21 protein-coding genes and 1 tRNA gene are annotated in these 26,875 nt (G+C 67.8%); 10 read left to right on the forward strand and 12 right to left on the reverse strand.

The window, feature by feature from the left end:
- The 10 genes from M9979_RS13635 to rhmD all read right to left on the reverse strand — a co-directional run bounded on the left by M9979_RS13635 (position 1) and on the right by rhmD (position 16,295).
- The gene (locus M9979_RS13635) at positions 1-2,418 is read right to left on the reverse strand and encodes an alpha-L-rhamnosidase-related protein (protein ID WP_254289906.1); all 2,418 of its coding nucleotides are present in this window, start codon (positions 2,416-2,418) and stop codon (positions 1-3) included.
- Between the two features lie 40 nt (positions 2,419-2,458).
- Positions 2,459-5,320: a glycosyl hydrolase gene (locus tag M9979_RS13640; protein ID WP_254289907.1), complete on the reverse strand. Its 2,862-nt coding sequence runs from the start codon at positions 5,318-5,320 to the stop codon at positions 2,459-2,461.
- A gap of 17 nt (positions 5,321-5,337) precedes the next feature.
- Positions 5,338-7,551: a beta-glucosidase gene (locus M9979_RS13645; RefSeq protein ID WP_254289908.1), complete on the reverse strand. Its 2,214-nt coding sequence runs from the start codon at positions 7,549-7,551 to the stop codon at positions 5,338-5,340.
- Complete coding sequence (locus M9979_RS13650; protein WP_254289909.1) at positions 7,551-9,884, reverse strand: TonB-dependent receptor; 2,334 nt, start codon at positions 9,882-9,884, stop codon at positions 7,551-7,553. Before M9979_RS13650 ends, M9979_RS13645 begins: the two co-directional genes overlap by 1 nt.
- A gap of 134 nt (positions 9,885-10,018) precedes the next feature.
- On the reverse strand, positions 10,019-11,305 hold the full coding sequence (locus tag M9979_RS13655; protein ID WP_254289910.1) for a glycoside hydrolase family 1 protein: 1,287 nt from the start codon (positions 11,303-11,305) through the stop codon (positions 10,019-10,021).
- Complete coding sequence (locus M9979_RS13660) at positions 11,302-12,537, reverse strand: sugar MFS transporter (protein ID WP_254289911.1); 1,236 nt, start codon at positions 12,535-12,537, stop codon at positions 11,302-11,304. The genes M9979_RS13655 and M9979_RS13660 overlap by 4 nt, the downstream gene beginning before the upstream one ends.
- Entirely contained in the window at positions 12,537-13,454 is a 918-nt protein-coding gene (locus M9979_RS13665) for an amidohydrolase family protein (RefSeq protein ID WP_254289912.1), read from the reverse strand. The genes M9979_RS13660 and M9979_RS13665 overlap by 1 nt, the downstream gene beginning before the upstream one ends.
- A 54-nt stretch (positions 13,455-13,508) precedes the next feature.
- Positions 13,509-14,258, reverse strand: coding sequence for an SDR family NAD(P)-dependent oxidoreductase (locus M9979_RS13670; RefSeq protein WP_254289913.1), 750 nt, complete (start codon positions 14,256-14,258; stop codon positions 13,509-13,511).
- Positions 14,255-15,103, reverse strand: a complete 849-nt coding sequence (locus M9979_RS13675; protein WP_254289914.1) for a 2,4-didehydro-3-deoxy-L-rhamnonate hydrolase — start codon at positions 15,101-15,103, stop codon at positions 14,255-14,257. The genes M9979_RS13670 and M9979_RS13675 overlap by 4 nt, the downstream gene beginning before the upstream one ends.
- A 10-nt stretch (positions 15,104-15,113) precedes the next feature.
- Complete coding sequence (gene rhmD / locus M9979_RS13680; protein ID WP_254289915.1) at positions 15,114-16,295, reverse strand: L-rhamnonate dehydratase; 1,182 nt, start codon at positions 16,293-16,295, stop codon at positions 15,114-15,116.
- A 168-nt stretch (positions 16,296-16,463) separates the two neighbouring features.
- On the opposite strand from rhmD, the gene M9979_RS13685 reads away from it, so the two are divergent.
- The 7 genes from M9979_RS13685 (at position 16,464) to M9979_RS13715 (ending at position 21,739) form a co-directional block, all read left to right on the forward strand.
- Positions 16,464-17,204 (forward strand): IclR family transcriptional regulator, encoded by a 741-nt coding sequence (locus tag M9979_RS13685; protein ID WP_422922147.1) that lies wholly within the window; start codon positions 16,464-16,466, stop codon positions 17,202-17,204.
- Positions 17,194-17,955 (forward strand): L-rhamnose 1-dehydrogenase Lra1, encoded by a 762-nt coding sequence (locus tag M9979_RS13690; RefSeq protein WP_254289917.1) that lies wholly within the window; start codon positions 17,194-17,196, stop codon positions 17,953-17,955. Before M9979_RS13685 ends, M9979_RS13690 begins: the two co-directional genes overlap by 11 nt.
- A gap of 14 nt (positions 17,956-17,969) precedes the next feature.
- A complete protein-coding gene (locus M9979_RS13695) occupies positions 17,970-18,875 on the forward strand; it encodes an alpha/beta hydrolase (protein WP_254289918.1) in 906 nt (301 codons plus the stop codon).
- The gene (gene lldD / locus M9979_RS13700) at positions 18,872-20,014 is read left to right on the forward strand and encodes an FMN-dependent L-lactate dehydrogenase LldD (protein WP_254289919.1); all 1,143 of its coding nucleotides are present in this window, start codon (positions 18,872-18,874) and stop codon (positions 20,012-20,014) included. Before M9979_RS13695 ends, lldD begins: the two co-directional genes overlap by 4 nt.
- 112 nt (positions 20,015-20,126) lie before the next feature.
- Complete coding sequence (locus M9979_RS13705) at positions 20,127-20,714, forward strand: TetR/AcrR family transcriptional regulator (protein WP_254289920.1); 588 nt, start codon at positions 20,127-20,129, stop codon at positions 20,712-20,714.
- Between the two features lie 93 nt (positions 20,715-20,807).
- On the forward strand, positions 20,808-21,149 hold the full coding sequence (locus M9979_RS13710; protein ID WP_254289921.1) for a hypothetical protein: 342 nt from the start codon (positions 20,808-20,810) through the stop codon (positions 21,147-21,149).
- 110 nt (positions 21,150-21,259) lie between these two features.
- The gene (locus M9979_RS13715; RefSeq protein WP_254289922.1) at positions 21,260-21,739 is read left to right on the forward strand and encodes a glutathione peroxidase; all 480 of its coding nucleotides are present in this window, start codon (positions 21,260-21,262) and stop codon (positions 21,737-21,739) included.
- A 15-nt stretch (positions 21,740-21,754) separates the two neighbouring features.
- Here M9979_RS13715 and M9979_RS13720 read toward each other — a convergent pair whose 3' ends face one another.
- Positions 21,755-22,732, reverse strand: a complete 978-nt coding sequence (locus M9979_RS13720) for a helix-turn-helix transcriptional regulator (protein ID WP_254289923.1) — start codon at positions 22,730-22,732, stop codon at positions 21,755-21,757.
- Positions 22,733-22,815: 83 nt separating this feature from the next.
- On the opposite strand from M9979_RS13720, the gene cysD reads away from it, so the two are divergent.
- The 3 genes from cysD to M9979_RS13735 are packed head-to-tail and all read left to right on the forward strand — an operon-like array spanning position 22,816 to position 26,443.
- Positions 22,816-23,730, forward strand: coding sequence for a sulfate adenylyltransferase subunit CysD (gene cysD / locus M9979_RS13725; protein ID WP_254289924.1), 915 nt, complete (start codon positions 22,816-22,818; stop codon positions 23,728-23,730).
- Positions 23,730-25,652 carry a sulfate adenylyltransferase subunit CysN gene (gene cysN / locus M9979_RS13730; RefSeq protein WP_254289925.1) on the forward strand — a complete coding sequence of 641 codons (1,923 nt, stop codon included), beginning with the start codon at positions 23,730-23,732 and terminating at the stop codon, positions 25,650-25,652. Before cysD ends, cysN begins: the two co-directional genes overlap by 1 nt.
- 35 nt (positions 25,653-25,687) lie before the next feature.
- Positions 25,688-26,443: a 3'(2'),5'-bisphosphate nucleotidase CysQ gene (locus tag M9979_RS13735; RefSeq protein ID WP_254289929.1), complete on the forward strand. Its 756-nt coding sequence runs from the start codon at positions 25,688-25,690 to the stop codon at positions 26,441-26,443.
- A 309-nt stretch (positions 26,444-26,752) separates the two neighbouring features.
- On the opposite strand, the gene M9979_RS13740 is transcribed toward M9979_RS13735, so the two are convergent.
- Positions 26,753-26,829, reverse strand: a tRNA-Met gene (locus M9979_RS13740).
- Positions 26,830-26,875: the final 46 nt, after the last annotated feature.

A 26,875-nucleotide genomic window follows, 5' to 3' on the forward strand; every position in this document is an offset into this window, starting at 1 on the left:
CTATTGCGTGGGTAGCGTGAGTTTCGTGGTGGCGCGGGTCAGCGGATAGCTGCGGCCCTGCCACTCGAACGTGCCGGGCAGAGACGCGGGGCGCGTGATCTGCGCGGTCAGCCGTGTGCCCGTGATCGCGTATTTCACGCTGACCGGGCCGGCCGGCGTCGCGGCCGTCGCGTCGACGCGCTTGAGCGTCCCGAGCGCGGGCGCGATGCGGACGCTGCGATAACCCGCTTCGCCGGGCCCGATCCCGGCCACGATGCCAAGCAGGTCGGCGGTAGGATGTGCGCTCCAGGCGTGGGTGTCCGAACGCGTGTCGCCGCGCTCCTCGGGCCAGGTCGTGTAGTTGAGCTTCAGCATGTCTCGCCAGGTATCGAGCAGTCCCAGATAGCGGTCACCCTGCCCCGCATGGACGAACGCCTGCGCCAGATACCAGGCGAAATAATAGCTCGTCGTGGTCATCCCGGCGGGTGCGTCGATGCCCCTGCCCGGTGCCACGATCTTGTCGAGGATAGCGCGCGCCTCCACCGGCGTCGCGACGTCATAGAGGATCGCCAGCGCGTTCATGTGCTGGCTGAACACCGCGCCGTCGGGATTGTCCGCGAACAGGCCGCGCGCCGGCACCCAGCAGCGCGCGCGGATCGCCTGCTTCAGCGTATCGGCCTTGGCTGCATACGCCGTCCCGCGCGCCGGGTCGCCCAGCGCCGCCTCGATCCGAGCCCCCTGTTGCAGCGCGCCGAGCCAGCTCACGGTCATCAGGCAGCTCTCGTTAGTACTGCCGTACGACGGGAATACCTTGCGGTCGGTTGCCGGTTGTCCCACCCAGTCGATGAAGTTCCACTGCGGGTTCTTGCCGAGCAGGCCGCTCGGCTGCTGCCACGGCCGGAACCAGTCGAGCACGGTCCGCATCCGGTCGAGATGGCGGACGATCGGCGCGGGGTCGCGCTGGCGCATCCGCCAGTCGTCCAGCATCGCGACCCAGATCAGCGAGAACGGCGCGATGACGTTGGGCGCGCGCTGCGGATAGGCGCCGTCCATCAGGCCGCCCTCGACGTTCGAGCCCGGAAACGCGTCGATGGCCTGCTCCGCCAACCGCGCGTCACCCGACACCGCATAGGAGATCAGCATCTGCAACCGCGTGTCACCGGTATATTGCAGCTGTTCCCAATAGGCGGTGTCCATGTAGGTTTCGTGCGCGTCGATCCGCGCGGTGCGCCAGCCCACGTCGAAGATGCGCGTCAACGTCGGATCGTCGCTGGTGAAGCGGGCGATTTGCTCGAACGGATAGCCGGTCTCGAACGCACGCAGGCCCTTGAGCACCAGCGGCGCGTCCTTCGTCTCGACCGCGATCTCCGCATAGCGCCACGTGCGCCACCACAAGGTCTCGAACGTACGCGGCCGGCCGTCGGGCAGGAACGTGTCGTGGATGCCGTACACGCTGCGATCGCCGACCAACGCGCGGTCGCCCTTCTTGCGGTTCGCATCGTACAGCGCCTCCGACCAGGTGAGCGTGACCCTGGCGCCCGCGCCGCCATCGACGTCGAGCTGCGGATAGGCCGCCACCATCGCGTCGCGCTGGATCAGCAGCGTGACCTTGCTGTTGGCGGGCACCGTCACCGCGCGGGTCGGGAAGGCTGTGCCGCCGGCCAGATCGGTGCGCACGACCTTGCCCGGCGAGGTCGCCGCATAGCCCTGCGGCAGAAGGCGATCGGCGACAATCCCGCGCCGCGCCGCGTCGGGCGCAGGCGTCGCATCCTGCCAGCCTGTGCCCTGTTCGTCGGGCCCGGCCCAGTCGAAATCGGCCCTGGCGGCGTCGATCGTCTCGGGGTGCGCGGCGACGTAGAAAAGGCCGCTCTTGATGATCTGTCGCCAGCCATTCTCGAAACCGTGGCCGGCATCGCGGCGGACTCGCCAGCCGGCACGCTCGGTCGAGATCGCGGCCGCCTTGCCGTCGCCGATCAGGCGGAACCCGGTCGCGACGCTCTGCTGGAAATTGGGCGCGGTCTGCGTGAACAGCATCGCGCCTTCCGCGCGCTGGCGCTGCTGCGGCGTGGCGTCGGCGGGGACGACGATCGGCTTCACCCCGTTCCACACCACCGCCGCGACGACGTTGCGACCGCGCCTCAACCACGGCGCCAGATCGATCGTCGCCTCGCGCCAGTGCGCGACGTCGCCGGTCGACGGCCCGGATGCGACGCGGGTGCCGTTGACGTACAGGACGAAGCGGTTGTCTGCGGTCACGCGCACCGGGAAGCGCGCGGGTTTCGCGGCCAGATCGACCGCGCGGCGGAAATGCAGCACGACGGGGTTGGCGGACGCGGGCGTGTCGGCCTGCGTGATCCAGCCCTGCGCCGCCGATCGCGCGGGCGCCTGCGCGACCGCCGCCCCCGCAACCATCGTCGAGACCAGGGCCGTCAGCATCATCGGTTTCATACCAGACCTTTCGCGATGGGCGCGCCGCCGATCATCGGCGGACCTCGAGCACGACCGGGCCGACGAGCCCGGCGGGAACGGGCTTGAGCAGCTTGTAGCCCGCCGCCCTGGGATCGATCATCGCGTTCTGCGGCGTGTTCGCGATCGCGATCACCACGTCGTTCGCGCCGGCGCGCACCGCATCGGTCACGTCGACGCGGAACGGCGCGGTGATGAGCGGCTGGAGCGCGCGGCCGTTGACCGTCACCGTCGCCATGTCGTGGACCGCCCCCAGATCGAGGACGATCCGCTGCCCGCGCGCCAGCCAGCCCGGCTCGACCTGGAGGCTGCGCCGATAGGTGCCGACGCCCGAGAATGCCGCCAGCCCGTCGACCGAGCGCCAGTCCCCCAGCGTCGCCGTCGCGACTGGCCTGACATAGGGCTGTCGGCCGCTATGTCCCTCGACGCCGAGCGTCCAGCCCGACGCGGGCAGCGCGACGCTCTGCACGACGACGGGGGGCGCCACCACCTGCGGACTCGATGCCGGATTGCTCACCAGCAGCGCGCTCTCCCCGCCCGCCAACGGCAGCGCGATGCGCACGCCGCCGGGCGCGGCGGTCGCCGCGACCGGCGCGATGGTGCCGTCCATCGCGTTCCAGCGCGTCACCCCGCCCGTCCCCCCCAGGATCATTCCTGCGTCGCGCGGCGCATCCGACAGATTGTGGACGAACGTCACCGTCCGCGCAGCCACCTTGCGCTGGACATAGACGACGTCGCTGACGCCCGGCGCGGTGAAGGTCAGGTTCGCGGGCACGCCGGCGGTTCGCAAGGCGGGCACCACCTGCGCGAGGGGCACGACCCTGGCGCCCGCCTTCATTGCAGCGGCCACGGCAGCGCGCACGCGGGCGTCGCGGTTGGCCGCGTCGGCGAGGCCTTCCTCGCGTTCGGGCGCGCGATCGGTGAAGATCACGCGCAGCCCGGCCCTGGCGAAGCGTGCAATCGCCTCCGCGGTTTCCGCGCGGATCCCCGCGATCGGCGGCAGCACCAGCACCGGGTAACGCGCGCCGCCCTTGGCGACGAGCACGCCGCGCTCGACCCGCGCGTCGCCGATCGCGTCGGGATTGATCCGGTCGAAATCGTAGCCGCCGCTGAGGAACGCCTTCTCGGCCGCCTGCTTGCCCGCGCCGCCATCCTCGATACCGACGTAATAGCCGGTCTGCCCGTAGAAATAGGCGACCGGGACGATCGGCTGCCCCTGCTGCAGCACCGACTGCATCCGGCCAAGATAGCGCGCGAGCGTCGGCACGCCGGCCCAGACCGGATTGCTCTCGGTGAACATGGTGCTGAAACCGAGCGCGAAGGGGCTGGGCTGGAATGCATGCCAGCCGGGCCAGCCTCCATCGGTGAGGCGATAGTCGTGGCCGTGCACGATCAGGCTGTTCACGCCGCCGGCGAAGATCAGATCGGCGCGCCGCCGCAGCTCGTCGGGCGTGACGTTATAGGGCCGATCCTTCCACACCAGGCTTTCGGCCGAGACGATGCGGTGCCCGTAAAGGTCCGCGCCGGATCGGGCAAAGCGCATGAAATAGGGATCGCCCTCGTGGACGAGATCCTCGGTTTCGGGAATATCGACGACGCCATAGCCGCGTACGATGTCGATCGCGCCGCCGTGCGCCTGGAACTTCGCCTTCAGGCCATGCGCATGGTTCCACGCGACATAAGGCAGGATGAAGCCGTCGAACATCAGGTCGGACACGGTGCGGCGATAATCGGCGCGGACGCGATCCGCGGTGCTGTCCCCCGCCTGGAAATAGGGCGGCGAGAAATGCTCGCTCCACGCCTGCATCCAGCCCGGCTGCAAGGTCAGCGGCAGATATCGGGTCAGGTCATAGCCGCGACGCTTGCGGAATTCGGTCAGGAACTGCCGCCCCCAGGGCAGATCCTGCATCAGCTCGAGACTGTCGACGAAGGTCGAGCGGATGCCGACGGGCTTCGTGCCGAGCGGATCGCCGACGCGCGCGGCGTGTGCGGCGAACGCGCCTGGGTCCATATGGTCGAGGATCAGCTGCGGCCCCTGCCCCGCCGCGCCGAGCACGCCCATGTTCGAGGCATATTGCTTGAAGACGAAGACCTGCCATGTCCCCGCAGGCGCCCGCCAGTCGAGCGTGCCGTCGGCCTTCAGCTTGTCGGTCAGAACGACCGCGCTGGCCGTATCGAGCGTGCCGGAGGCGATGACGTCCTTCCAGGGAGAAAGCTCCACCCCCATCATCGTGCTGGCGTCGGTCTTCAGCTTCGGCGCGGTGCCGCGCAGCGCGACGACCGCGACGATCTTCGCCTGCGCATCCATCCGCGCCGGCCAGTCCGCCGCGCGCGGATCCTTGACGCGGGGGTCGAACATCGAGAGCGCGCCGAGCCGCTTGGTGCGGGACGGCAGCGTCAACGTGACCGGCGTACCGGTGCCCCCGGTCACCTCCGTGCGCGCCATCGTCAGTTCGACGAACGCCTTTTCGGGCGGGATCGCGAAGCCGCCGCCCGACGGCCAAGCCGATCCTAGCGTATAGTCGAGCGTCAGCCCCCGCGCCGCGGCTGCCTTTGCCGCCGCGCGGACATGACCGAAAAAGGCGGGTTCGGCATAATCGTTGACCCGCGCCCTCTCGTCGGGCGTCAGGCTCGCGAAATTGGGGCCGAGCGCCTGGATCTCCGCACCGCCGAAGCCCGCCGCGTCGATGACGCCGATCTCGCGCTCGAGTTCGGGGTCGTTCACTGCGCCGCCCGGCCACCACCAGCGAAAGCGCGGGCGCGCCTCCTTGGGCGGATTGCGGAACCCGTCTTCCAGCGACTGCGCCGTGGCCGCGGTGCCGGTGAGCATCAGCGCGGCGGCACACGCCCCGGTCATCATCGCATGGAGGCGCATGGCGGTTCGATCCTTTGTCAGGGCTTCAGGGTTTGTTTCGCAAGCTTGACCCGTGCACGAAGCGAAGTCTCCGTCGCCGATGGCCCGACCTCGATGCCATAGATGCCGGCCGGCACCACCCAGCGTTGCGCCTTCACATCATAGTCGCCGATCACACGCGGATCGGCGACCACCGACACCTCGCGGGTTTCGCCCGGCGCCAGCATCGGCTTGCCCCAACCGATCAGTCGCTTGGCCCTGCCCGGCCGGGTCACATAGACCTGCGGTACGTCGGCACCGGCGCGCTGGCCGGTATTGGTCACCGAAAAGCGCACCGTCAGCGCCTTGCCGCCGCTCGCCGCCAGCCGGTCGTACCGGAAGCTGGTGTAGCTGAGCCCGTGACCGAAGGGATAAAGCGGGGTCAGCCCCTTGGCCGCATACCAGCGATATCCGGCATCGGCGCCTTCCGGAAAGGTCACCGCGAAGCTCTTGGTGCCCGCCATCAGGCCATAGGTCGCCCGGGTCGCCGCATCGGCGGGTGCCACGTTGCTGCCCGGCAGGACCGGATTGGGCAGCTGCGCGACGGATGCGGGGAAGGTCACGGGCAAATGCCCCGACGGATTGACAGCGCCCGTCAGGACACGCGCGATGGCGTCGCCGCCGCGCTGCCCGGGGAACCACGCCGCCAGGATCGCGGGCACCCGATCGCGCCAGGGCATCGCCACCGGATTGCCCGTCTCCAGCACGACGACGGTGCGCGGGTTGGCCGCCGCGACCGCCGCGATCAGCGCGTCGGCATTGCCGTCGAGCGACAGGTCCTTCTGGTCCGCCGCCTCGGTCGACCATTTCTCCGCGAAGACGATCGCGACGTCGGCCGCCTTCGCCGCCGCCGCGGCCGCCGCAGCATCGCTGCCGTCGACGAAGCTGATCTGCGCGTCGGGGCGGACGGCCTTGAGCGCGGCGAGCGGCGCGGTGCCGCCATAGCTGCGCTTGGCGAACGATGCCGTACCGGCGCCCTTCTGCCGTTCCTCGAGCGCGAAGCCGCCGACGGGGCGCACCTGGCTCGATCCGCCGCCCGACAGGACCCCGATATCCGCATGCCCGCCGATCACGACGATCGACCGCGCGGTCGCCGCGAGCGGCAGGATGCCGCCCTCGTTGCGCAACAGCACGATGCCGTCTTCGGCCGCACGCAGCGCGACCGCGCCGTTGGCACCATAGTCGATCGCGGCGCCCCCCGTCACCGGCCGGTCGACGACGCCGCTGGCATACATCGTGCGCAGGATCCGCCGCACCGACGTATCGACCGCACCCTGCGGCACGCGCCCGTCCGCGACCGCGGCGACCATCAGGTCGGAAAACCAGCGCTTGCCGTCGATCTGCTCGCCCGATTGCTGGTCGAGCCCCTTCAGGATCGCCTCGGAGGAATGGACCGCCCCCCAGTCCGACATGACGAAGCCCTTGAAGCCCCAATCGCGGCGCAGGACGTCGTTGAGGAGGAACGCGTTTTCGCACGCATAGGCGCCGTTGACGCGGTTGTAGCCGCACATCACCGAATGCGGATCGCCCGTCTCGATGCCGATCTGAAAGGCGAGGAGGTCGCTTTCGCGCATCTCTGCCTCGTCCATGTCGACGGTGTGGACGTTGCGCCCGGTTTCGATCGCATTGGCGGCGAAATGCTTGATCGTGCCGATGATATGGTTCGACTGGACGCCCGCGATCTGCGCGCCGACCATCGTGCCGGCGAGCAGCAGATCCTCGCCCAGATATTCGAAGTTGCGGCCGGCGCGCGGATCGCGGACCAGATTGACGCCGCCGACCAGCATCACGTTGAAGCCCTTGGCGCGCGCCTCGCTGCCGATCATCGCGCCGCCCGCACGAGCGACCTCGGGATCCCAGGTCGCCGCCAGCGCCATGCCCGACGGCAGTGCGGTCGCGACGTCGCCCTTGCGCAGGTCGTTGAGGTTGGAAACGCCCAGGCTGGCGTCCGTCTCGGTCAGGTTGGGAATGCCCAGCCGGGGCACCCCCATGATGACGCCCGCGCCGATCGGCACGCCCACGGGCCGCTTGGCCGCGGGCAGGAACGACGGCATCGGCCCGTGGATCAGGCTGATCTTCTCCGCCGGCGTCATCTGCTTGAGCGTTGCCTCGGCACGCGCGTCGGGGGACGCGGCGCGGCTCGCCTGCTGTGCCGTGGCGATCGAGGACGACGCAAGAAGCGCCAGCGCTGCGATACGTCGTCCCGTCGTCATCAGTAGGCCACCCGGAAGTTGAGGCCGAACTCGCGCGGGCGAACCGCGGTGCCGACCGCATAGCCCGTCGAGAACACGCTGTAGTCGACCTGGGTCGATCCGCGCGTCGTCAGCACCGCGACGTTGGCCAGGTTCTTGGCGAAGACCGAGAACTCGTACGAGTCCTTGGGTCCGCGCACGCCCAGGAACACGCTGTTGTTCAGCAGGTCGCCATATTTGACGTTGATGAACGGATCCTCACGCTTGGGCACGTAGTTCGCTAGGCCGCGCACGAACACCTCGCGCTCCCCGCTGACGGGCACGCGATATTCGGCGTTGACGCTCGCGCCCCACGGCGCCTGGTCGCTCAGGCGACCGTTCAGGCGGCAGAGTGAGACGTTCTGCCCGACCGGCACGCGCGGCGCGCCGACCGAATCGGCGATGCCGTCGCCGTTGAAGTCGTTGCACGGCGCAGTCGCGTTCTTGAACTTGGCGTCGTTGTACGTCGCGCTCAGCCCCAGCTGGAGCTGCGTGCCGATCCGTGCGGACAGCGTACCCTCGACGCCGCGCACGCGCGCGTCGCCGTTGAACGTGAACGCGGCGTTGTTGTCGACGACGCCGTTCTTGCCCGACGAGACCGCAAGGTACGAGTTGGTATAGGCCAGGTAGTTCTTGAAATCCTGCTGATACAGCGCGAGCGTGAATTGCACGTGGCGATCGGCGAACGCGCCCTTGACGCCGACTTCGTAGTTGTTCGACGTCTCCGCCCTGGTCACCAGCAGGTTTTCGTCGAGCGGCACGGACGTGGCATTGATGCTGCCGGGACGATAGGACCGGCCATAGGTGGCATAGGCGGTCAGATCGCGGCTGAACTCGTGGCGATAGCTGGCGCCGCCGGTCAACTGACGGAACGTACGGTCGCGGTTGGCCGGGCCGATCCCGGAGCTGACGATCGGCACGGGGCCGAGGATCGCACCACTGAGCGTCGTGGTGAAATCGGCGACGGTCTTTGTCTCCTGATAGCGCAGCCCGACCTGAAGCTGGTCGCGATCGGTCACGCGGAACCGGTGATCGGTGAAGACCGCATATGTGTCGGACTTGCTCGGAATGTCGACGCCGACGTTGAGCCTGGGCACGAACTGCACCGGCGTGCCCGCGGGCACGACCGAGAACAGATACTGGTCCTGCGCCACGTTGGTCTGCGTGGTGCCGTGCTCGTAATAGCCGCCCAGCAGGAAGTTCCAGAACCGGTCGCCCTGCGAGGTCAGCCGCACTTCCTGCGACACCTGTTCGCGGCCCGTGGTGAACGTCTGGTTCTGCGACAGGCCGGGGATGGAGCCGCCATAGGCGATGTCGCCCGAGCGGCCCTGGTCGATGTTCTGGTAGCCGCCGATATAGTTGATCGCGACGCCGCCCAGATCGAGGTTCGCCGCCAGGCTGACCAGGTGGCCGCGATACGAGAAGTTGTTGGGCCTGGTCACCAGCGCACTACGATCCGCCGGCGTGAGGATCGGAGCGGTCGTCTGCCCAGGCAGCGTGAACAGCATGGGGCTCTGGCGCGTGCGGTTGTTCAGATACTGGTAGGTCAGGTCGAACGACAGCCGCGAGGTCGGCTGGAACGCGACGCTCAGCCGCCCGCTCTCGGTGCGGTCGCGATCCTCGTCGCCGGTGCGCAGGTTGGTGACGCCCGTGCCGATGTTGCGGTCGAACAGCCCCGCGGCGCGCACGGCGAGGACGCCGGGGATCAACGGAACGCTGACCGCACCCTGCGAGTTGATCCCTTCCTGCGTCGTCAGCGTCTGCTGAAAATAGCCATCGATCTCGTTGAGGTTCGCGCGCCTGGTCGCGATCGTGATCGCACCCGACGGCGACGTGCGACCGCGCAGCGTGCCCTGCGGCCCGCGCAGCACCTCGATCTGGCCGACGTCGTACAGCCCGCGGAACGCACTGCTCGAATCGAGCGGCGTCTCGTTGAAATAGATGTCGACCGTCGGCGAGGTGCCCGAATTGGGATCGAAACCGACGCCGCGCAGCGTGACCGAGTTGGTCGTCGGCTCCTTCGCCGTCAGGCTGAGGCCGGGCGCGAGCTGGTCGATCTCGGCGAAGCTGCGCAGGTTGAGCTTCTGGATCGTGTCGCCCTGGACGACGTTGACCGACTTGGGCACGTCCTGCAGCCGCTCGGCGCGCTTCTGCGCGGTGACGATGATGTCGCCGCTGTCACCGCCGGGCGCTGGCGGCGAGGTGGCGGTATCCGCGGTCGACTGGGCCGCGGCGGGCGCGGGGTTCGTCGCCGAATCGGCGGCCTGCTGCGCCAGCGCGGGCGAGGACGCCAGCGCGAGGACCGAAACCGACACGATAGACAATGATTTGAAACGCAAAATCGTCCTCCCCAGGAGATGATTGCCGCCCTTTTTCCGAGCGTACCACAATGTGGGATGGTCTCTTACAGAATGACCGCGCGTCTGTCAACATAACGATCGGTCGCGTATCATAAGTCCTGGCTGCCCCACGGCCCCGACCGTCTCGCGCGAGCGATCGCACCGAGGTGACGCGCGCTGGGTTTGGGCGTACGCGTCTGCGTCGCGCGATCGACCGCCACCAGTCCGAACTTGGGCCGGTAGCCCATCAGCCATTCGAAGTTGTCGAACGCGGACCAGTGGACGTACCCGCGAACGTCGATGCCATCGCGCCTGCACGCGCCCAGCGCGGCGAGCGCGCCGTCGATGTAGCGGATGCGCAGCGCATCGTCCTCGGTGCCGACCCCGTTCTCGGTCACCAGGATCGGTCGGCCCGACACCTTGGCCGCATAGCGCACAGTGCCGCCCAGCGCGGCGGGATACACCTCCTGGCCGAGCTGCGTCCGGGGGGTCTCGGGCGACAGGCGGACGGGGCCCTTCGGCCCGACCACCAGCCGGGTATAGGTCTGCACGCCGACGAAATCGTCCTGGCGCGCCGCCTCCAGCCACACGTCGTACATCGCGGATCGCATCGCGGTGCCGCGGCCCGGCGCGTCGGGCGAATCCTGGACGTCGTCCATCGCCAGCGTGTAGCCGACCGGCAGCGCGGGCCTGATCGCCTTGATCGCGGTGCGCGCGGCGGCATGGCAGGCGCGGACAATGGGCTTCGAGACGCTGGTGTCCGAGAACAGGAAGGTCGAGAAATGGGTCGAGCCGGTCGCGGTCGCTGCGCTGGTTCGAAGGCGCGGCGACGGAGCGAACGAGAGGTTGGCCTCGTTGATCGTGCACAACCAGCCGATCCGGTCACCCAAGGCGGCAACGACGCGTGCGGCATAGCGTGCGAACACGGCGGGCGCATTCTGGTTCTCGAACCCGCCCGACGCAGCGAACCAGCGCGGCGAGGTGAAGTGATGCAGCGTCACGACCGGGGTCAGCCCGTGCCGCCGGCAGCAGTCGAGCATCCGCGCGTAATGCGCCATCTCCGCATCGGAGAATTGCCCCTCGGCCGGTTCCACGCGTGCCCACTCGATCGAGAAGCGATAGCTGGAGAATCCGAGCCGCGCGATTAGCGCGATATCGTCCTCAAACCGGTGGTAATGGTCGATCGCGTCGCCCGACTTGTCGACGAACGGCGTCCCGCTCAGTTGCTCGAGCAGCCAGACGTCGCTGTTGACGTTGCCGCCCTCCACCTGATGCGCCGCGGTCGCGACGCCCCACAGGAAGGCGGGCGAGGCGGCGCGCGCGACGGCGGCACCCGGCATCAGGCCGAGGCCCAGCGCCCCCGCGATCACGGCGCGACGATCCGTATCGAGGCTCATCCTTCGTCCTCGAGCCTCGAGAAGCGCGCGCCGTAGAGCGCGACGACCGCGAACGCGATCGCGGGCAGGACGAACGCGGCGGGCGCGCCATAGCGCTCCGCCATCAGCCCCATCGGATAGGGCAGCGCGACGCCGCCGCCGATCGCCATCACCATCGCCGATGCGCCGCGCTTGGCGCCCTTGCCCAGATCGCGCACGCCCAGCGCGAAGATCGTCGGGAACATCGTCGACATGAAGAAGAACACGCCGATCATCGCGATCAGCGAGACGCGGTCGATGCCCGCCGCGACCACCAGCGACAACACGACGTTGGCGACCGCGAAGATCGTCAGCAACCGGCGCGGGGTGACGCGCGCGAGCAGCGCGGTCGAGGCGAAGCGGCCGATCATGTACGTCACCAGCGCGAACGACAGCAGATACGCCGCCCCGCGCGTCGTCAGCCCGCTCCAGGTGCTCAGCGCCACGTTGATGAACAGCGCGCCGATGCCGACCTGCGCACCGATGTAGATCGCCTGCGTCGCGACGCCGAGCACGAAGTGGCGTCGTTGCAGGATACCCCCCTCGCGACCGCCTTCGGTCGCGTGGCTGTCCTCCGAGATCTCGGGCAGGTGCGCGCGCGCGACGAACAGCGCAAAGATTACGATCGCGATGCCGATGCCCGCATAGATCATCCGCACGCTGTCGTGCGCGCCCTGCGCGGAGGCGGCGGCGGGGCCGTCCGCGAAGAATAGCGTCCCGCCGATCAGCGGGCCGATGAAGGTGCCCAGCCCGTTGAACGACTGTGCCAGGTTCAGCCGCCGCGATGCGTCCTCGGGCGGGCCGAGCACCGCGACATAGCTGTCCGCCGCGGTCTCGAGACAGGCGAGGCCCGAGGCGAGGACGAACATCGACAGGACGAAGGGCAGGAACGTGCCCGCGGCGGCGGACGGGATGAACAGGAACGCGCCGATCGCGGTGATCGCAAGCCCCGTCAGGATGCCCACCTTGTAGCCGGCGCGCACAAGCCACAGGCCGGCCGGCAGGCTGACCACCAGATACGCACCGAAATAGGCGATCTGCAGCCAGGTCGACTCCGCGGTGCCGACGTGGAGCGTGTCCTGGAAATGCTTGTTGAGGACGTCGAGCAGGCCGTACGCCAGCCCCCAGATGAAGAACAGGCTGATCGCGAACGACAGCGCGACGCGCAGCGTGCGGCGCGGCACATCCGCCGCGTGGACGGGGACGAGAGGCATCACAAGGTCTCCAGATCGAGGTCGAGGCGATAGAGGCGGTTCGCGTTGCCGCCGAACAGCGCGCGGCGCTGGGACAGGCCGAAATCGGCGACGATCGCGTGATAGGCGGACAGATGCGCATCGACCGTGCCGAACAGTCGGTCGGTCGGCAGATCGCTGGCGAACATCGCGCGATCGGGGCCGAAGAGGTCGATCGCCTCGAGGATGAGCGGCCGGACGAGATCGGGCGTCCAGTCGCGCCGCACAAAGCCCATGCCCGACAGCTTGATCGCGACGTGCGGCAGCGCCGCGAGCGCGCGCAACCCTGCGCGCCACTGCGCGAGGCCGTCGGCGTCGGACACGACGGGCATGCCCATGTGGTTGAGGAAGACCGGCACGTCGCCGTGGCGGGCCAGGACCGGCGCCAGCGCCGCCATCGGCCCCGGATAGCATTGCAGGTCGAACGACAGGCCGTGCGCCGCAAGCCGCGCGAAGCCGCGCTGCCACGCCGGCGACAGCGTCATGTCGTCGGGCGTATAGGTGCGCTGCGGATCGGCATGCCAGTTGACGATCTGGCGGATGCCGCGCACCCGCGGCGATTCCGCCTGCCGTGCCAGCGCTTCGTCTACCGCCGGATCGGCCAGGTCGGCATAGGCGACGATCGCCGTGGGCAGGCCGGTTTCATCGCCCAGCCGCTCGAGCCAGACGGTTTCGTCCCACGCCTGATCGGCGCACGCGCCGGCATCGACATGGACCGCGCCAAGGACCCGCCACGCCGCAGTCTCTGCCTGGTAATCTGCCGGCAGATAGGTCCGCGCGATCGGCGAGACGTCACCATTGGGGCCCGACGCGTCGAACGGCGGCGTCAGCCAGTCGTAGCGCAGGTGATCGAGATCCCAGAAATGGACGTGCGCATCGACGAAGGGAATGTCTGTCATTGGCCTCCCCTGGAGGAACGCCCGGTCTTCCGGGTCGTCCTGGTCCGGTTCCGATCAGAAGGTGGTGCGACCGCCGGACGTGTCGAAGGTCGCAGCGGTCGTGAAGCTGCATTCCTCGCTCGCCATGAAGCACACCATGGCGGCGGATTCGGATACCTCCCCCAGCCGTCCCATCGGGATCTTGGAGCGCATGTAGTCGACCTGGCTTTGCGGCATCTGGTCGAGGATCGGGCTTTCGAACGTCGCCGGCGTGATCGCGTTGGCCAGCACGCCCTTGCCCGCCAGTTCCTTGCCGAGCGACTTGGTGAAGCCGATCACGGCGGCCTTCGATGCGGAATAGGCGCTGGCGTTGGGGTTACCCTCCTTGCCCGCGACCGACGACACGTTGACGATCCGGCCATAGCCCTGCGCCAGCATCGTCGGCACGATCGCGCGGTTGCAATAGAACAGCCCGTTGACGTTGATGTCGATCACGCGCCGCCAGCTGTCGAGCGGAAACTCATGCACCGGCACGGTCGCGCCGGTGATTCCCGCGGAGCAGACGAGCACGTCGACCTGCCCCAGCGCGGCGAGGCTTTCGGCGGCCGCACGCTCGACCGCCGCCTGGTCCGACACGTCGAGCGCGACGGTGTGCGTGGCGCCCACCTCCGCCTTGGCCGCGGCCAGGGTCTGCGCGTTCATGTCCCACAGCGCGACGCGACCGCCCTCGGCGACGATCCGCGCGGCGACCGCCTTGCCCAGCCCCGACGCACCGCCGGTGATGATCGCGGTGCGGCCCTCGAACCGGCCGGACCACACGCTCATGCGAGTGCCGCCAGATCGAACGCGACGACGTCCTGCGACTGGGTGCCCAGCTTGTCGATCGCGAGCGTCATCGTGTCGCCGGCCTTCAGGAAGATCTTGTCCGGCTTCTTGCCTTCGCCGACACCCGGCGGCGTGCCGGTTATCATCAGGTCGCCGGGCATCAGCGTGACATACTCGCTGACATAGGAGATCAGCTCGTCGATCGGGAAGATCATCGTCTTCGTGTTGCCGGTCTGCATCCGCTCGCCGTTCAGGTCGAGCGACATGTCCAGATCCATCGCGTCGCCGACCTCGTCGGGGGTCACCAGCCAGGGGCCGGTCGGGCAGAAGGTGTCGTGACCCTTGCCTTTCGACCATTGCGTGCCCCGCTCCTTCTGGTTGAAGCGCTCCGACACGTCGTTGCACAGGACATAGCCCGCAACGTGATCGAGCGCGTCTTCTTTGGCGACGTGGCGGCACGTCTTGCCGATGACGACACCCAGCTCGACCTCCCAGTCGCCGTGCGTGGAGCCCTTAGGCAGCACGACCGTGTCGTTGGGGCCCGACAGGCTGGAGAGCGCCTTCATGAACATCACCGGCTCGGTCGGGATCGGCAGGTTCGATTCGATCGCATGATCGCGGTAGTTCAACCCGATCGCGACGATCTTGGAAATACCCGTGACGGGCACGCCCAGACGTGGATTGCCCTCCACCAACGGCAGCGTCTCCGCATCGACATCGGCAAGACCGGCGATCGCCTCGACGGTCACATCGGCGATATGCCCCGACAGATCACGGATGCGGCCGTCGGCATCGACCAGCCCGGGCTTCTCGGCGCCCTTGGCGCCATAGCGGCAGAGTTTCATGGGTAAGTCCTCAGTGCGTGTAGGGGCGGTGAAGCGGGATGTCGCGGTTCAGCTCGACGCCGAAGCCGGGCCTGTCGAGCGCGCCGGCCTTCATCCGGCCGTTGACGGGTACCGGCTCGCCGAGCAGCTGCGGCGCGAACATCGGCACCACCTCGGTGGGTCCCGGGTGCATCATCAGGAATTCGGCGAATGGCGAATTGTGGCGCGTGACGACGAAGTGATAGCTGTAGACGCTCGACCCGTGCGGGATGACCAGCTTGCCCTTGGCGTCCGCCAGTGCGGAAATCTTGAGCAGCTCGGTCACGCCGCCGCACCAGCCCACGTCGGGCTGGATGATGTCGCAGCAGTCCATCTCCATGAGCATGCGGAAACCCCAGCGCGTCGCCTCGTGCTCGCCGGTCGTCACCAGCATGCCGCGGGGCACGTTGCGCTTCAGTTCGGCGTAGCCCCAGTAATCGTCGGGGCTGATCGCCTCCTCGATCCATTTCAGGCCATGCTCGTGGCACGCGATCGCCAGCCGGGTGGCGTAATCGACGTCGAGCGCCATCCAGCAATCGTACATCAGCCAGAAATCGGGGCCGCATTTCGCGCGCATGTCCGCGAGCAGTTCGACGTTCTTCCGCAATCCTTCCAGCCCCTCGGCCGGTCCGTGATGCAGCGGCAGCTTGCCGCCGATGAAGCCGAGCTCCTTGGCGACATCCGGGCGCGCGCCCGTGGCGTAGAACTGCAGCTCGTCACGCACCGCGCCGCCCAGCAGATGATAGACCGGCTCCTGCCGCAGCTTGCCGAGCAGATCCCACAGCGCGAGGTCGACGCCCGAAATGGCGTTGATGACCAGCCCCTTGCGCCCGTAATATTGCGTCGAGAAGTACATCTGGTCCCAGATCTTCTCATACTCGGTCGGATCGCGCCCCTCGAGGAAGCGCGCCAGATGCTTCTCGACGATATAGCAGGCAGGCTCGCCGCCGGTGGTCACCGCGAAGCCGATCGTGCCATCCTCCGCCTCGATCTCGACCACCAGCGTGCCCAGCACGTTGATACCGAAGCTCTGCCGCGACTGGCGGTATTCGGGATAGCGGCTCATCGGGGTCGCGATGTGATCGTCGATCCAGTGACCTGCACCCTGATCGTGATAGTCCGCGCCACCGCCACGTACTGTGAACGCACGGACGTGCTTGATCTTTGCGAGCATGAATCCCCTCCTGCGGTTGGCCGCGTCATAACGGAAGGATACATGAGCGTACAATATGTATTTTCCACATACTGAAACATCGTGTAAGCCAGTGGGATGAATAGGGAGAGATCTGAACTCCGGGGCCCGACGGGCCAAGCGACGAATACGGCCGGCAGCCAGACGCTGATGCGCGGCCTGGATGTGATCGAGGCGGTCGCGCAGGGCGCGAGGACGCTGCCCCCGCTGGCCGCGTATCTGGCGCTCAGCCGCAGCACGACGCACCGGCTGGCCTCTTCGCTCGTCGAGCGTGGCTATCTCGCCTTCACCCCGCGTGAGGGGTATCGGCTCGGGCCCAAGCTGATGCAGCTGGGGCATCTCGCGCGCGAACAGGCGGATATCGTTCAGGTCGCGCGCCCGCATTTGGAGGCACTGGCGGAGGCGACCGAGGATACGGTGCATTTCGGCATCCTCGACGGCGACCATGCGCTGTATCTCGACAAGATGCCCGGCAGGCGACGGATCACGATCTCGTCGCGTATCGGCGATCGCCAGCCGCTGACGTCGACCGGGCTGGGCAAGGCGCTGATGATCGACCAGCCGGAGACGTTCTGGACCGCGCGGCTCGACGCCGAGACGCAAGGCGGCGGGCCGCCGGTCGACCGCGCCGGCTGGCTGGCGCGGATGCACGCCTATGCGTCCGCGGGCCGCGCGTTCGACATCGAGGAAAACGAGGACCAGATCCGCTGCGTCGCGGCGCCCGTGCGCAACGTGGGCGGCGCGATCGTCGGTGCGCTCAGTGTGTCGAGCGCGGCGCAATACATGAACGACGCGCGCATGCAGGACCTGTCCGCGACGGTCGTTGCCGCCGCGCACGCCATCAGCCGAGACCTAGGATGGTCGCAAGAGGAGAGTAACGATGCTGCTTGAAGGCAAGACGGTCCTCGTCACGGGCGGCTCGTCCGGGATCGGTGCGGCCGCCGCGGTCGAGGCCGCGCGGCAGGGTGCCGATGTCGCGATCAATTATGTCGGCAACCAGGCGGGTGCCGACGCGGTCGTCGCGCAGATCGAGGCACTCGGCCGCCGCGCGCTCGCGGTGAGGGGCGACGTGGCGAAGCGCGAGACCGCGATCGCCTTCGTCGAGGCCGCGGTCGCCGCGTTCGACCGCGTCGACGTGTTCGTGTCGAATGCGGGCATCTGCCCGTTCCACGCCTTCCTCGACATGCCCGCCGACACGTTCGAGCGCACGATGCAGGTGAATCTGCACGGCGCCTTCTACATGGTGCAGGCTGCCGCGAACCAGATGGTGGCGCAGGGCGACGGCGGCGCGATCGTCGCGGTATCTTCAATCTCCGCACTGGTCGGCGGCGAGTTCCAGACGCACTATACGCCGACCAAGGCAGGCATCCATTCGCTGATGCAGTCCGCCGCGATCGCGCTGGGCCGGCACGGCATCCGCTGCAACTCGGTGCTGCCCGGCACGATCCTGACCGAGATCAACCGCGACGATCTGGCCGACGGCGAGAAGCGCGAGCGGATGGCCGCGCGCGTGCCGCTGGGCCGGCTCGGCGAGCCCGAGGATCTGGCGGGCCCGATCGTCTTCCTCGCCTCCGACATGGCGCGCTACGTCACCGGCGCGGCGCTGCTGGTCGACGGCGGCGCGTTCGTGAACCTGCAATGAGGACGCCGCTTCCCATGCGCCTTGCCGCCCTCGCCCTCCTCGCCTGCGCGCCGCCCCCGGCGATCGCTCAAACCGCACCGTCGTCGCTGCCTGCGCCCGCCGAACTCGCCCGCGCGATACCGCTCGGCACGGGTGAGTTGCCCGCCGGCAATGGCCCCGAGCAGTGGACCGGCAAGCCCGGTGCGATGTCCGTCCGCAACACCGTGTCCGCCAGCCTGCTGCCGGTGCTGCCGGAGGCGGGCAAGGCCAACGGAGCGGCGGTCGTGATCGCGCCGGGAGGGGCGTTCATGACGTTGTCCTGGGATCACGAGGGAATGGAAATCGCGCGAGCGATGGCCGCGCACGGCATCGCGGCGTTCGTCCTGAAATATCGGCTCGACCCCACGCCGCGCGACGGCGCGGGCTATGGCCGCGCGATGAGCGCGCGGATGTCGGGCTGGATCGGCAAGCCCGGCGAGGGGCTGAAGATCGTGACGCCGCCCACGGCGATCGCCGACGGCGTCGCCGCGCTGCGCCTGATCCGCGCGCGGGCGCCCGGCTGGGGGATCGATCCCGCACGCGTGGGCATGATCGGCTTTTCGGCCGGCGCGCGGCTGACGCTGGCCGTTGCGACCATGGCGGCGCCGGCGGATCGCCCGGCGTTCATCGCGCCGATCTACCCGCCGATGGAGCGGCTGTCCGTGCCCGCCGACGCGCCGCCGATGTTCGTCGCGATGGCGACCGACGATCCGCTGTCGGGTCGTGCGGGCTATGGCCTTGTCGAGAGCTGGGTGGTCGCGCGCCGTCCGGTCGAGTTCCACGCCTATCAGCGCAGCGGCCACGGCTTCGGTGCGGGCGTCAAGGGTACGACGACCGAGGGCTGGCTCGACGGACTGCTCCGCTGGATCGCGTTCAACGGCTTCCTGAAGGCCAAGTCGTGAAAGCCGCCTCCGCGCTCGACTATCGCGAACTCGCACGTCGCAAGCTGCCGCATTTCCTGTTCGAATATATCGATGGCGGCTCCTATGCGGAAGTGACGCTGCGCCGGAACATCGCCGATCTCGAGGCGATCGCGCTGCGCCAGCGGATTCTGACCGACGTGTCGGCGCTCGACGTGTCGACCGAGCTGTTCGGGCAGAAGCTGGCGATGCCGGTGGCGCTCGCGCCGATCGGGCTCGCCGGGCTGAACGCCAGGCGTGGCGAGGTGCAGGCCGCGCGCGCGGCCAGCAAGGCGGGCATCCCCTTCTGCCTGTCCACCGTGTCGGCCTGCCCGATCGCGGAGGTCGCCGCAGGCACCGACGCGCCCTTCTGGTTCCAGCTCTACATGATCCGCGATCGCGGCTTCATGCGCGACCTGATGGCGCAGGCGAAGGACGCGGGTTGCTCCGCGCTGATCTTCACCGTCGACATGCCCGTCCCCGGCTCGCGCTACCGTGATTATCGCTCGGGGCTGGCGGGCGCGTCCGGGTTCATGGGTTCGGCGCGGCGTACGGTCCAGGCGTTGCTGCGCCCTGCCTGGGCGTACGACGTCGGCGTACGCGGCCGCCCGCATCAGCTGGGCAACGTGGCGCCGGTGCTGGGCAAGAACACGGGGCTGGAGGATTTCTTCGCCTGGATGCGCAACAATTTCGATCCCACCGTTTCGTGGAAGGATCTGGAGTTCATCCGCGAGAGCTGGACCGGACCGCTCGTCATCAAGGGGATTCTCGACGTGGAGGACGCCAAGGCGGCGGCGACGCTGGGCGCCGACGGGATCGTCGTGTCCAACCATGGCGGGCGTCAGCTCGATGGCGTGCCGTCGAGCGCGGCGGCGCTGCCGGCAATCGCGGAGGCGGTGCGCGACCGGCTGACCATCCTGGCGGACGGCGGCATCCGCTCGGGGCTCGACGTCGTGCGGATGCTGGCGCTGGGTGCGCATGGCGTGATGCTCGGCCGCGCCTGGGTCTATGCATTGGCGGCGTCGGGAGAAAAGGGCGTGACGCACATGCTCCAACTCGTCGAGGCGGAAATGCGCGTGGCGATGGCGCTGACCGCGCGAACGAACATCGCCGCGCTGGATCGCAGCGCGCTGGTCGGCTGATCCGGTGACCTGCTTGCCCCTTGGTATCGCGCGGACGCTCGCATAAAAGCGCCGTATGACCCAGGCAGCACCGACGTTCGTACCCCGCCGAGGCCGCCCGACGGCCAAGCAGGTGGAAGCCATCGAAAAGGCGCTGATCGCCACCGCGCGCCGGCATTTCCTCGAAAACGGTTTCGATGCATCGGCGATGGAGGCGATAGCCACGGAGCTGGGTGTGTCCAAGAGCACGCTGTACGGCCGCTACCCGTCGAAGGAAGCGCTGTTCCACGCGATCGTCGAGGATGCTGTCGCGCGGTGGTCCGCCGATGCGGCGCGCGGCGATGCCGAGCTGACCGACGATATCGAACAGCGGCTGCGCCACCACGTCCGCGTCATCGCGCGTTCGCACGACAATCCCGAAGTGCAGGCGTTCCAGCGGATCATCGTGTCGACCGCCAGGCGTTTCCCAGCGCTCGCCAGATCGATGCACGAGGTGGGATCGCTGTACATCATCGCGATCATCGCGAACGATATCCGCGCCGCCGCGATCCGCGACGGTATTCCCGCGCGCGACCCCGACGAGATCGCAACGCGGATCGTCGCATCGATGACGGGCTGGTATCTTCAGCAGAGCCTGATCCGGCCGATCGGTCTTGCGGAGTTCGAGCGCTATGGCGATCGCACCGTCGATATCATCATGGCGGCGCGCGCCATCTGGTGACGCAACATCAGGCTTGACATAGATACGAGAGCGTACGATATTGCTGAGGCAGCCTCGATGCTGCGTGATGAGAGGATTTATATGCGTAGGTTGATGGCTGTTGCCGCCCTTCTGCTTGCCCCCGCGACGCTGGCGCATGCCCAGACCGCCAAGGCGCCCGCCGCGGCGCCGACGACGGCCGCATCTGCGGGCCGGTATTCGGTCGCGACCACCGAGATCGGCACGCTGCTCGACGATCCGGCCGCCAAGGCCGTGATCGAAAAGCACATCCCCGGCATGACGACCAACGAGCAGGTCGACATGGCGCGCGCCATGACGCTCAAGGATATCCAGCAATATTCGCCCGACCAGCTCACCGACAAGGTACTGGCCGAGACCGATGCCGATCTGGCCAAGCTGCCCGTGAAGCCGGTGGCCGCCGCCCCCGCGAAGTAACTGCAACCAGCGCCCCGTCCGCCATTCGTGGCAGGCGGGGTACTTGCATCTGCGGTCGGAATGGCGCGGATCTTTGCCCGCCGGCATCGGGCCAGCATCGGGATCAGGATATGAAGTCGATATATGATTTCACCGCACGGGACGCGACGGGCACCGAGCGGTCGCTGGCGGATTATCGCGGCAAGGTGATCCTGATCGTCAACACCGCGAGCAAATGCGGCTTCACCCCGCAATATGAAGGGCTGGAGGCGCTGTATCGTGACCTGCAGGATCGCGGGCTGGTCGTGCTGGGATTTCCCTGCAACCAGTTCAACAAGCAGGAACCCGGCAATTCGGACGAGATTGCGACGTTCTGCAGGCTGACCTACGATGTCAGCTTTCCCGTGTTCGCGAAGATCGACGTGAACGGAACGGACGAGGCACCGCTCTATACCTGGCTGAAGGCCCAAGCGCCCGGCGTTCTGGGCACCAAGTCGGTCAAGTGGAACTTCACCAAGTTCCTGGTCGATCGAGACGGATCGGTGCGTAGTCGCTATGCCCCGTCGACCAAGCCCGAGGATCTGCGCGGCGAGATCGAGGCGCTGCTCTGAGCACGGGGGCGCGGCTCACGCCAGCCCGTCCGCCTCGGTCAGGATGTGGCGGATCAGCGCCGCCTGCCCTCTCGTTCCCGTCTTGGCGAAGATCCGCTTCGAATAGTTGCGCGCGGTCTCCAGCGTCAGGCCGAGTGTCCGGGCAGCGTCCGCAAGGCTTTCGCCGCGCGCCAGCAACACCGCGATCCGCGCCTCGCCCTGCGTGAGGCCGAACCGGTCGCGAAGCGCGGTGGCGACGCGATCTCCCAGCACCCTGGCACGCCGGGTCAGGACGACGGTTGCGGGCAACGCGGTCGCGGCCAGCGGGTGATCCGCGGCGCGTACGGACAACGCGACGTCGGCAGGGTCGTCCGCGTGGGGAACGGCAGGACCACTGGTGTCGCCGCCGCGTTCGACGATCCGGCCGCTGCAGTCGAGCGCGGCCCAGCCCACCCCCGCACGGCACAGCGCATCGTCGTTCGCCGCGTCGCGGAACCGCGAACGTTCGATCGCGACGAGCGTTCGCAGCGCAATCTGCAGATGGACTGCCAATGACGAGATCAGCGCGCCATCGGCCGCGGAGAAATCGTCGGCGGCGCGCGTCACGATCAGCCAGCCGTCCAGTTCGCCGACCGGCGGAATCCGCATGAAACGGCCGTATCGTATCCCGATCCGTTCCAGATAGTCGCGGCGGAACCGGCTGTGCACCGCATCCTGCGGGTCGATCAGCTCGAACGCGGAATACACCCGCCCCGGACGCAGCAGGTGATACGGTGTCGGGTCGAGCGCGGCGAGATCGTCGAGCGTCTGCGCCCGCGCCTGAACGTCCTGCCCGGCGAACCACTGGATCTTGCGTTCAATCGGCACGTCGCGCCGCCCGACCACGATCGCGACGTAATCCGCGCGGGTCCGCCGTTGCAGCCGGTGGAGGAACGTGCCCCATCGGGGATCCTCGTGCGGTCCTTCGTGCAGCGCGGGCAGCAGATCGCGCTCGTCGATTCGCGATAGCGTCACGCCCCCTCCCATATGGGAGGTTCGCAGGTGACGGAAGGGCATAGGCACGCAGTCGCTACCACGACGCAAGGAACGAGCATCCGATGGCGCACGACGCGCGAACCCTGACCCATCTCGAACGGCTCGAGGCGGAGGCGATCCACATCCTTCGCGAGGTCGTCGCGGAATGCGACCGCCCCGTGATGCTGTACAGCGTCGGCAAGGACAGCGCCGTCATGCTTCATCTGGCGCGCAAGGCGTTCTACCCCTCCCCTCCGCCCTTCCCGCTGCTTCATGTCGACACGACGTGGAAGTTCAAGGCGATGTACGAGTTGCGCGACCGGATGGCGCGCGAAAGCGGGATGGAATTGCTGGTCTATCGCAACCAGGACGCCATGGATCGCGGCATCAACCCGTTCGATCACGGCGCGCTCCACACCGACATGTGGAAGACGGAAGGGTTGAAGCAGGCGCTCGACCTGTACGGCTTCGACGCGGCGTTCGGCGGCGCGCGGCGCGACGAGGAGAAGAGCCGCGCCAAGGAGCGCGTGTTCAGCTTCCGATCCGCCAATCACCGCTGGGATCCCAGGCATCAGCGCCCCGAGGTTTGGAACCTCTATAACGCGCGCAAGAACAAGGGCGAGAGCATCCGCGTCTTCCCGATCAGCAACTGGACCGAGCTCGATATCTGGCAATATATCCAGCTCAACGACGTGCCGATCGTCCCGCTGTATTTCGCGGCCCCGCGCCCGACGGTCGAGCGCGACGGCATGCTGCTGATGGTCGACGACGCGCGCTTTCCGCTGCGCGCCGGCGAAACGCCCGTCGAGCGCTCGATCCGGTTCCGAACGCTCGGCTGTTATCCGCTGACGGGCGCGGTCGAGAGCGAGGCGACGACGCTCAGCCAGGTCATCCAGGAGACTCTGCTGACGACGACGTCGGAGCGGCAGGGCCGCTCGATCGACAAGGACGCCGGCGGCGCGGGCATGGAAAAGAAGAAGCAGGAGGGGTATTTCTGATGGCGAGCATCGTCGCGCCTGCACAAGACAGCGCCTATCAGGTCGAGAGCCTGATCGCTCAGGACATCGACGCCTATCTCGATGCACATCAGCACAAGACGCTGCTGCGGTTCATCACCTGCGGATCGGTCGACGACGGGAAATCGACGCTGATCGGACGCCTGCTCTATGATTCCAAGATGATCTTCGAGGATCAGCTCGCCGCGCTCGAGGCGGACAGCAAGCGCGTCGGCACGCAGGGACAGGACATCGACTTCGCGTTGCTGGTCGACGGGCTGGCCGCCGAGCGCGAACAGGGCATCACGATCGACGTCGCCTATCGCTTCTTCGGCACCGAGAAGCGCAAGTTCATCGTCGCGGACACCCCCGGCCACGAACAATATACGCGCAACATGGTCACCGGCGCGTCCACCGCGGACCTGGCGGTGATCCTGATCGACGCGCGCAAGGGCGTGCTGACGCAGACGCGGCGGCACACCTATCTGGCGCACCTGATCGGCATCAGACACCTGGTGCTGGCGGTTAACAAGATGGACCTGATCGATTATGATCAGGCGCGCTACGACGCGATCGTCGCCGATTATGCGACGTTCGCGCGGTCGATCGGCATCGAATCCCATACCGCGATGCCGATCTCGGGGTTCAAGGGCGACAACATTGCGTCGCGCAGCGAACATACGCCGTGGTACGATGGCCCGACCCTGATGGAGCATCTCGAAACGGTCGAGCTGGACCAGACGGCGGACCAGTCCAGGCCGTTCCGGATGCCCGTCCAGTGGGTCAACCGCCCCAATCTGGACTTTCGCGGCTTTTCCGGGCTGGTGTCGACGGGCACGGTTAGCGTCGGCGATCCGGTGCGCGTGCTGCCGTCGGGCAAGATCAGCCACGTCGGGCGTATCGTCACGCCGGGCGGTGATCTGGACACGGCGATCACTGGCCAGTCGGTGACGCTGACGCTGGCCGACGAGATCGATTGTTCGCGCGGCGACGTGATCGCGGCCGCGGACAACCCGCCCCAGGCCGCCGACCAGTTCGAGACGACCCTGGTCTGGATGGCCGAGGACGCGATGGTGCCGGGCCGCTCCTATTGGCTCAAGCTGGCGATACAGACCGTGTCCGCGACGGTCCAGGCGCCCAAATATCAGGTCAACGTCAACACGATGGAGCAGCTGGCAGCCAAGACGCTCGAGCTGAACGGCATCGGCGTCGCCACGCTGGCGACCGACCGGCCGATTGTGTTCGAGCCCTATGCGCAGAATCGCGCGCTAGGCGGCTATATCCTGATCGACAAGATCACCAACGCGACGGTCGCGGCGGGGATGCTGCATTTCGCGCTGCGCCGCGCGCAGAACGTCCACTGGCAGGCGACCGATATAGGGCGCGCCCATCATGCCGCGCTGAAGAACCAGCGCCCTGCGACGCTGTGGCTGACGGGGCTGTCGGGCGCGGGCAAGTCGACGATCGCGAACCTCGTCGAGAAGAAGCTGGCGCGGATGAACCGGCACACCTTCCTGCTCGACGGCGACAATGTGCGCCACGGGCTGAACAAGGATCTGGGCTTTACCGAGGCCGACCGGATCGAGAATATCCGCCGCGTCGGCGAGGTCGCCCGGCTGATGACCGATGCGGGGCTGATCGTCATCACCGCCTTCATCTCGCCGTTCCGCGCCGAACGCGAGATCGTCCGCGCGATGATGGCACCCGGCGAGTTCGTCGAGGTGCATATCGACACGCCGCTGGCCGACGCCGAGGCGCGCGACGTGAAGGGGCTCTACGCCAAGGCGCGCGCGGGCGAACTCAAGAACTTCACCGGGATCGACAGCCCGTACGAACCGCCGCTCGATCCCGAGATCCGCATCGACACCACCGTGACGACCGCGGAGCAGGCCGCCGACGCGATCGTCGCAAGGCTGATCCCGTGAACAGTGCCGCCCCACGCGCGCCTGCCGACCCTGCGCTGGACGACGTCGCGCTCGCGCGACACATCGCCGAGACCGCAGGCGAGCTTCTCCTGACGCTCCAGCGCTCCGGGCTGTTTTCCGGCAACGCGCTGGGCAAAGCGGGGGACCGCACCGCCAACGCCTTCATCATGGAAGCGCTTCGTCACACCCGGCCGGACGATGCCATCCTGTCCGAAGAGGAAAGGGACAGCCCCGATCGCCTGCATGCCCGCCGGGTGTGGATCGTCGATCCGCTCGACGGCACGCGCGAATATGGCGAAGGGCGCGTCGACTGGGCCGTCCATGTGGCACTGACGATCGACGGCAGGCCCGTGAACGGCGCGGTGGCGCTGCCCGGCGTGCCGATGACGCTGTGTTCGGGAAGACCGGTGTCGGTGCCCGCGTCGCCGGAGCGGTTGCGCATGCTGGTCAGCCGCACGCGACCGGCCCGCGAAGCGGTCGCCGTCGCCGAGGCGCTGGACGCGGAACTGGTTCCGATGGGGTCGGCGGGCGCCAAGGCGATGGCGGTGCTGCGCGGCGAGGCGGACATCTATCTGCATACCGGCGGACAATATGAATGGGACAATTGCGCGCCGGCTGCGGTGGCGCTGGCCGCTGGTCTGCACGCCAGCCGGGTCGATGGGTCACCGCTCACCTACAACCAACCTGATACATATCTGCCCGATCTGCTGATCTGTCGCCCTCAGGCGGCGGATCGGGTGCTGACGCTCCTTGCAGAATTGCGGTCGAACCCTGCCGCCGGATCGAAATAGACGCTCGCGTTTCAGACAGGCGACCTGCTGCCCGTTTCCTGGACCGTTTTGACCTGGAAAATTCCCGTTACGATTGGAGAGCCTGGAAGCGCCGCGAGTGATGAAAAGATCGAAATACAGCGAGGCGCAGATCGCGTTCGTGTTGAAGCAGGCCGAAGACGGTGCGACGCTCATCGAGAGTGTGACGATCTAGCCGCACGAACCGGGTGGAGCGGAGGCGGAGGCAGTTGCGCGAGTTTCAGACCTCATGTCATTCGCGGCAAACAAGAACAGCCCCGTCGCGGAGCGATGGGGGCTGTTCTGTAATGTTGGTTGCGGGGACAGGATTTGAACCTGTGACCTTCAGGTTATGAGCCTGACGAGCTACCGGGCTGCTCCACCCCGCGATGAGGTCCATCAAAGTGGTACTTTGATGGATGAGGGTACCCGGGA

Origin of the sequence: Sphingomonas liriopis (assembly GCF_024211255.1) — a bacterium.
Lineage (GTDB): Bacteria > Pseudomonadota > Alphaproteobacteria > Sphingomonadales > Sphingomonadaceae > Sphingomonas > Sphingomonas liriopis.

What these genes read in the sequence shown, in the direction of transcription:
- M9979_RS13710 (WP_254289921.1), top strand. Translation starts at nt 20,808, where the DNA reads ATGGCTGTTGCCGCCCTTCTGCTTGCCCCCGCGACGCTGGCGCATGCC.
- cysD (WP_254289924.1), top strand. Translation starts at nt 22,816, where the DNA reads ATGGCGCACGACGCGCGAACCCTGACCCATCTCGAACGGCTCGAGGCG.
- M9979_RS13635 (WP_254289906.1), bottom strand. Translation starts at nt 2,418, where the DNA reads ATGATGCTGACGGCCCTGGTCTCGACGATGGTTGCGGGGGCGGCGGTC.
- M9979_RS13685 (WP_422922147.1), top strand. Translation starts at nt 16,464, where the DNA reads ATGCGCGGCCTGGATGTGATCGAGGCGGTCGCGCAGGGCGCGAGGACG.
- M9979_RS13660 (WP_254289911.1), bottom strand. Translation starts at nt 12,537, where the DNA reads ATGCCTCTCGTCCCCGTCCACGCGGCGGATGTGCCGCGCCGCACGCTG.
- M9979_RS13675 (WP_254289914.1), bottom strand. Translation starts at nt 15,103, where the DNA reads ATGAAACTCTGCCGCTATGGCGCCAAGGGCGCCGAGAAGCCCGGGCTG.
- M9979_RS13655 (WP_254289910.1), bottom strand. Translation starts at nt 11,305, where the DNA reads ATGAGCCTCGATACGGATCGTCGCGCCGTGATCGCGGGGGCGCTGGGC.
- M9979_RS13690 (WP_254289917.1), top strand. Translation starts at nt 17,194, where the DNA reads ATGCTGCTTGAAGGCAAGACGGTCCTCGTCACGGGCGGCTCGTCCGGG.
- M9979_RS13695 (WP_254289918.1), top strand. Translation starts at nt 17,970, where the DNA reads ATGCGCCTTGCCGCCCTCGCCCTCCTCGCCTGCGCGCCGCCCCCGGCG.
- M9979_RS13670 (WP_254289913.1), bottom strand. Translation starts at nt 14,258, where the DNA reads ATGAGCGTGTGGTCCGGCCGGTTCGAGGGCCGCACCGCGATCATCACC.
- rhmD (WP_254289915.1), bottom strand. Translation starts at nt 16,295, where the DNA reads ATGCTCGCAAAGATCAAGCACGTCCGTGCGTTCACAGTACGTGGCGGT.
- M9979_RS13640 (WP_254289907.1), bottom strand. Translation starts at nt 5,320, where the DNA reads ATGCGCCTCCATGCGATGATGACCGGGGCGTGTGCCGCCGCGCTGATG.
- cysN (WP_254289925.1), top strand. Translation starts at nt 23,730, where the DNA reads ATGGCGAGCATCGTCGCGCCTGCACAAGACAGCGCCTATCAGGTCGAG.
- M9979_RS13715 (WP_254289922.1), top strand. Translation starts at nt 21,260, where the DNA reads ATGAAGTCGATATATGATTTCACCGCACGGGACGCGACGGGCACCGAG.
- M9979_RS13645 (WP_254289908.1), bottom strand. Translation starts at nt 7,551, where the DNA reads ATGACGACGGGACGACGTATCGCAGCGCTGGCGCTTCTTGCGTCGTCC.
- M9979_RS13665 (WP_254289912.1), bottom strand. Translation starts at nt 13,454, where the DNA reads ATGACAGACATTCCCTTCGTCGATGCGCACGTCCATTTCTGGGATCTC.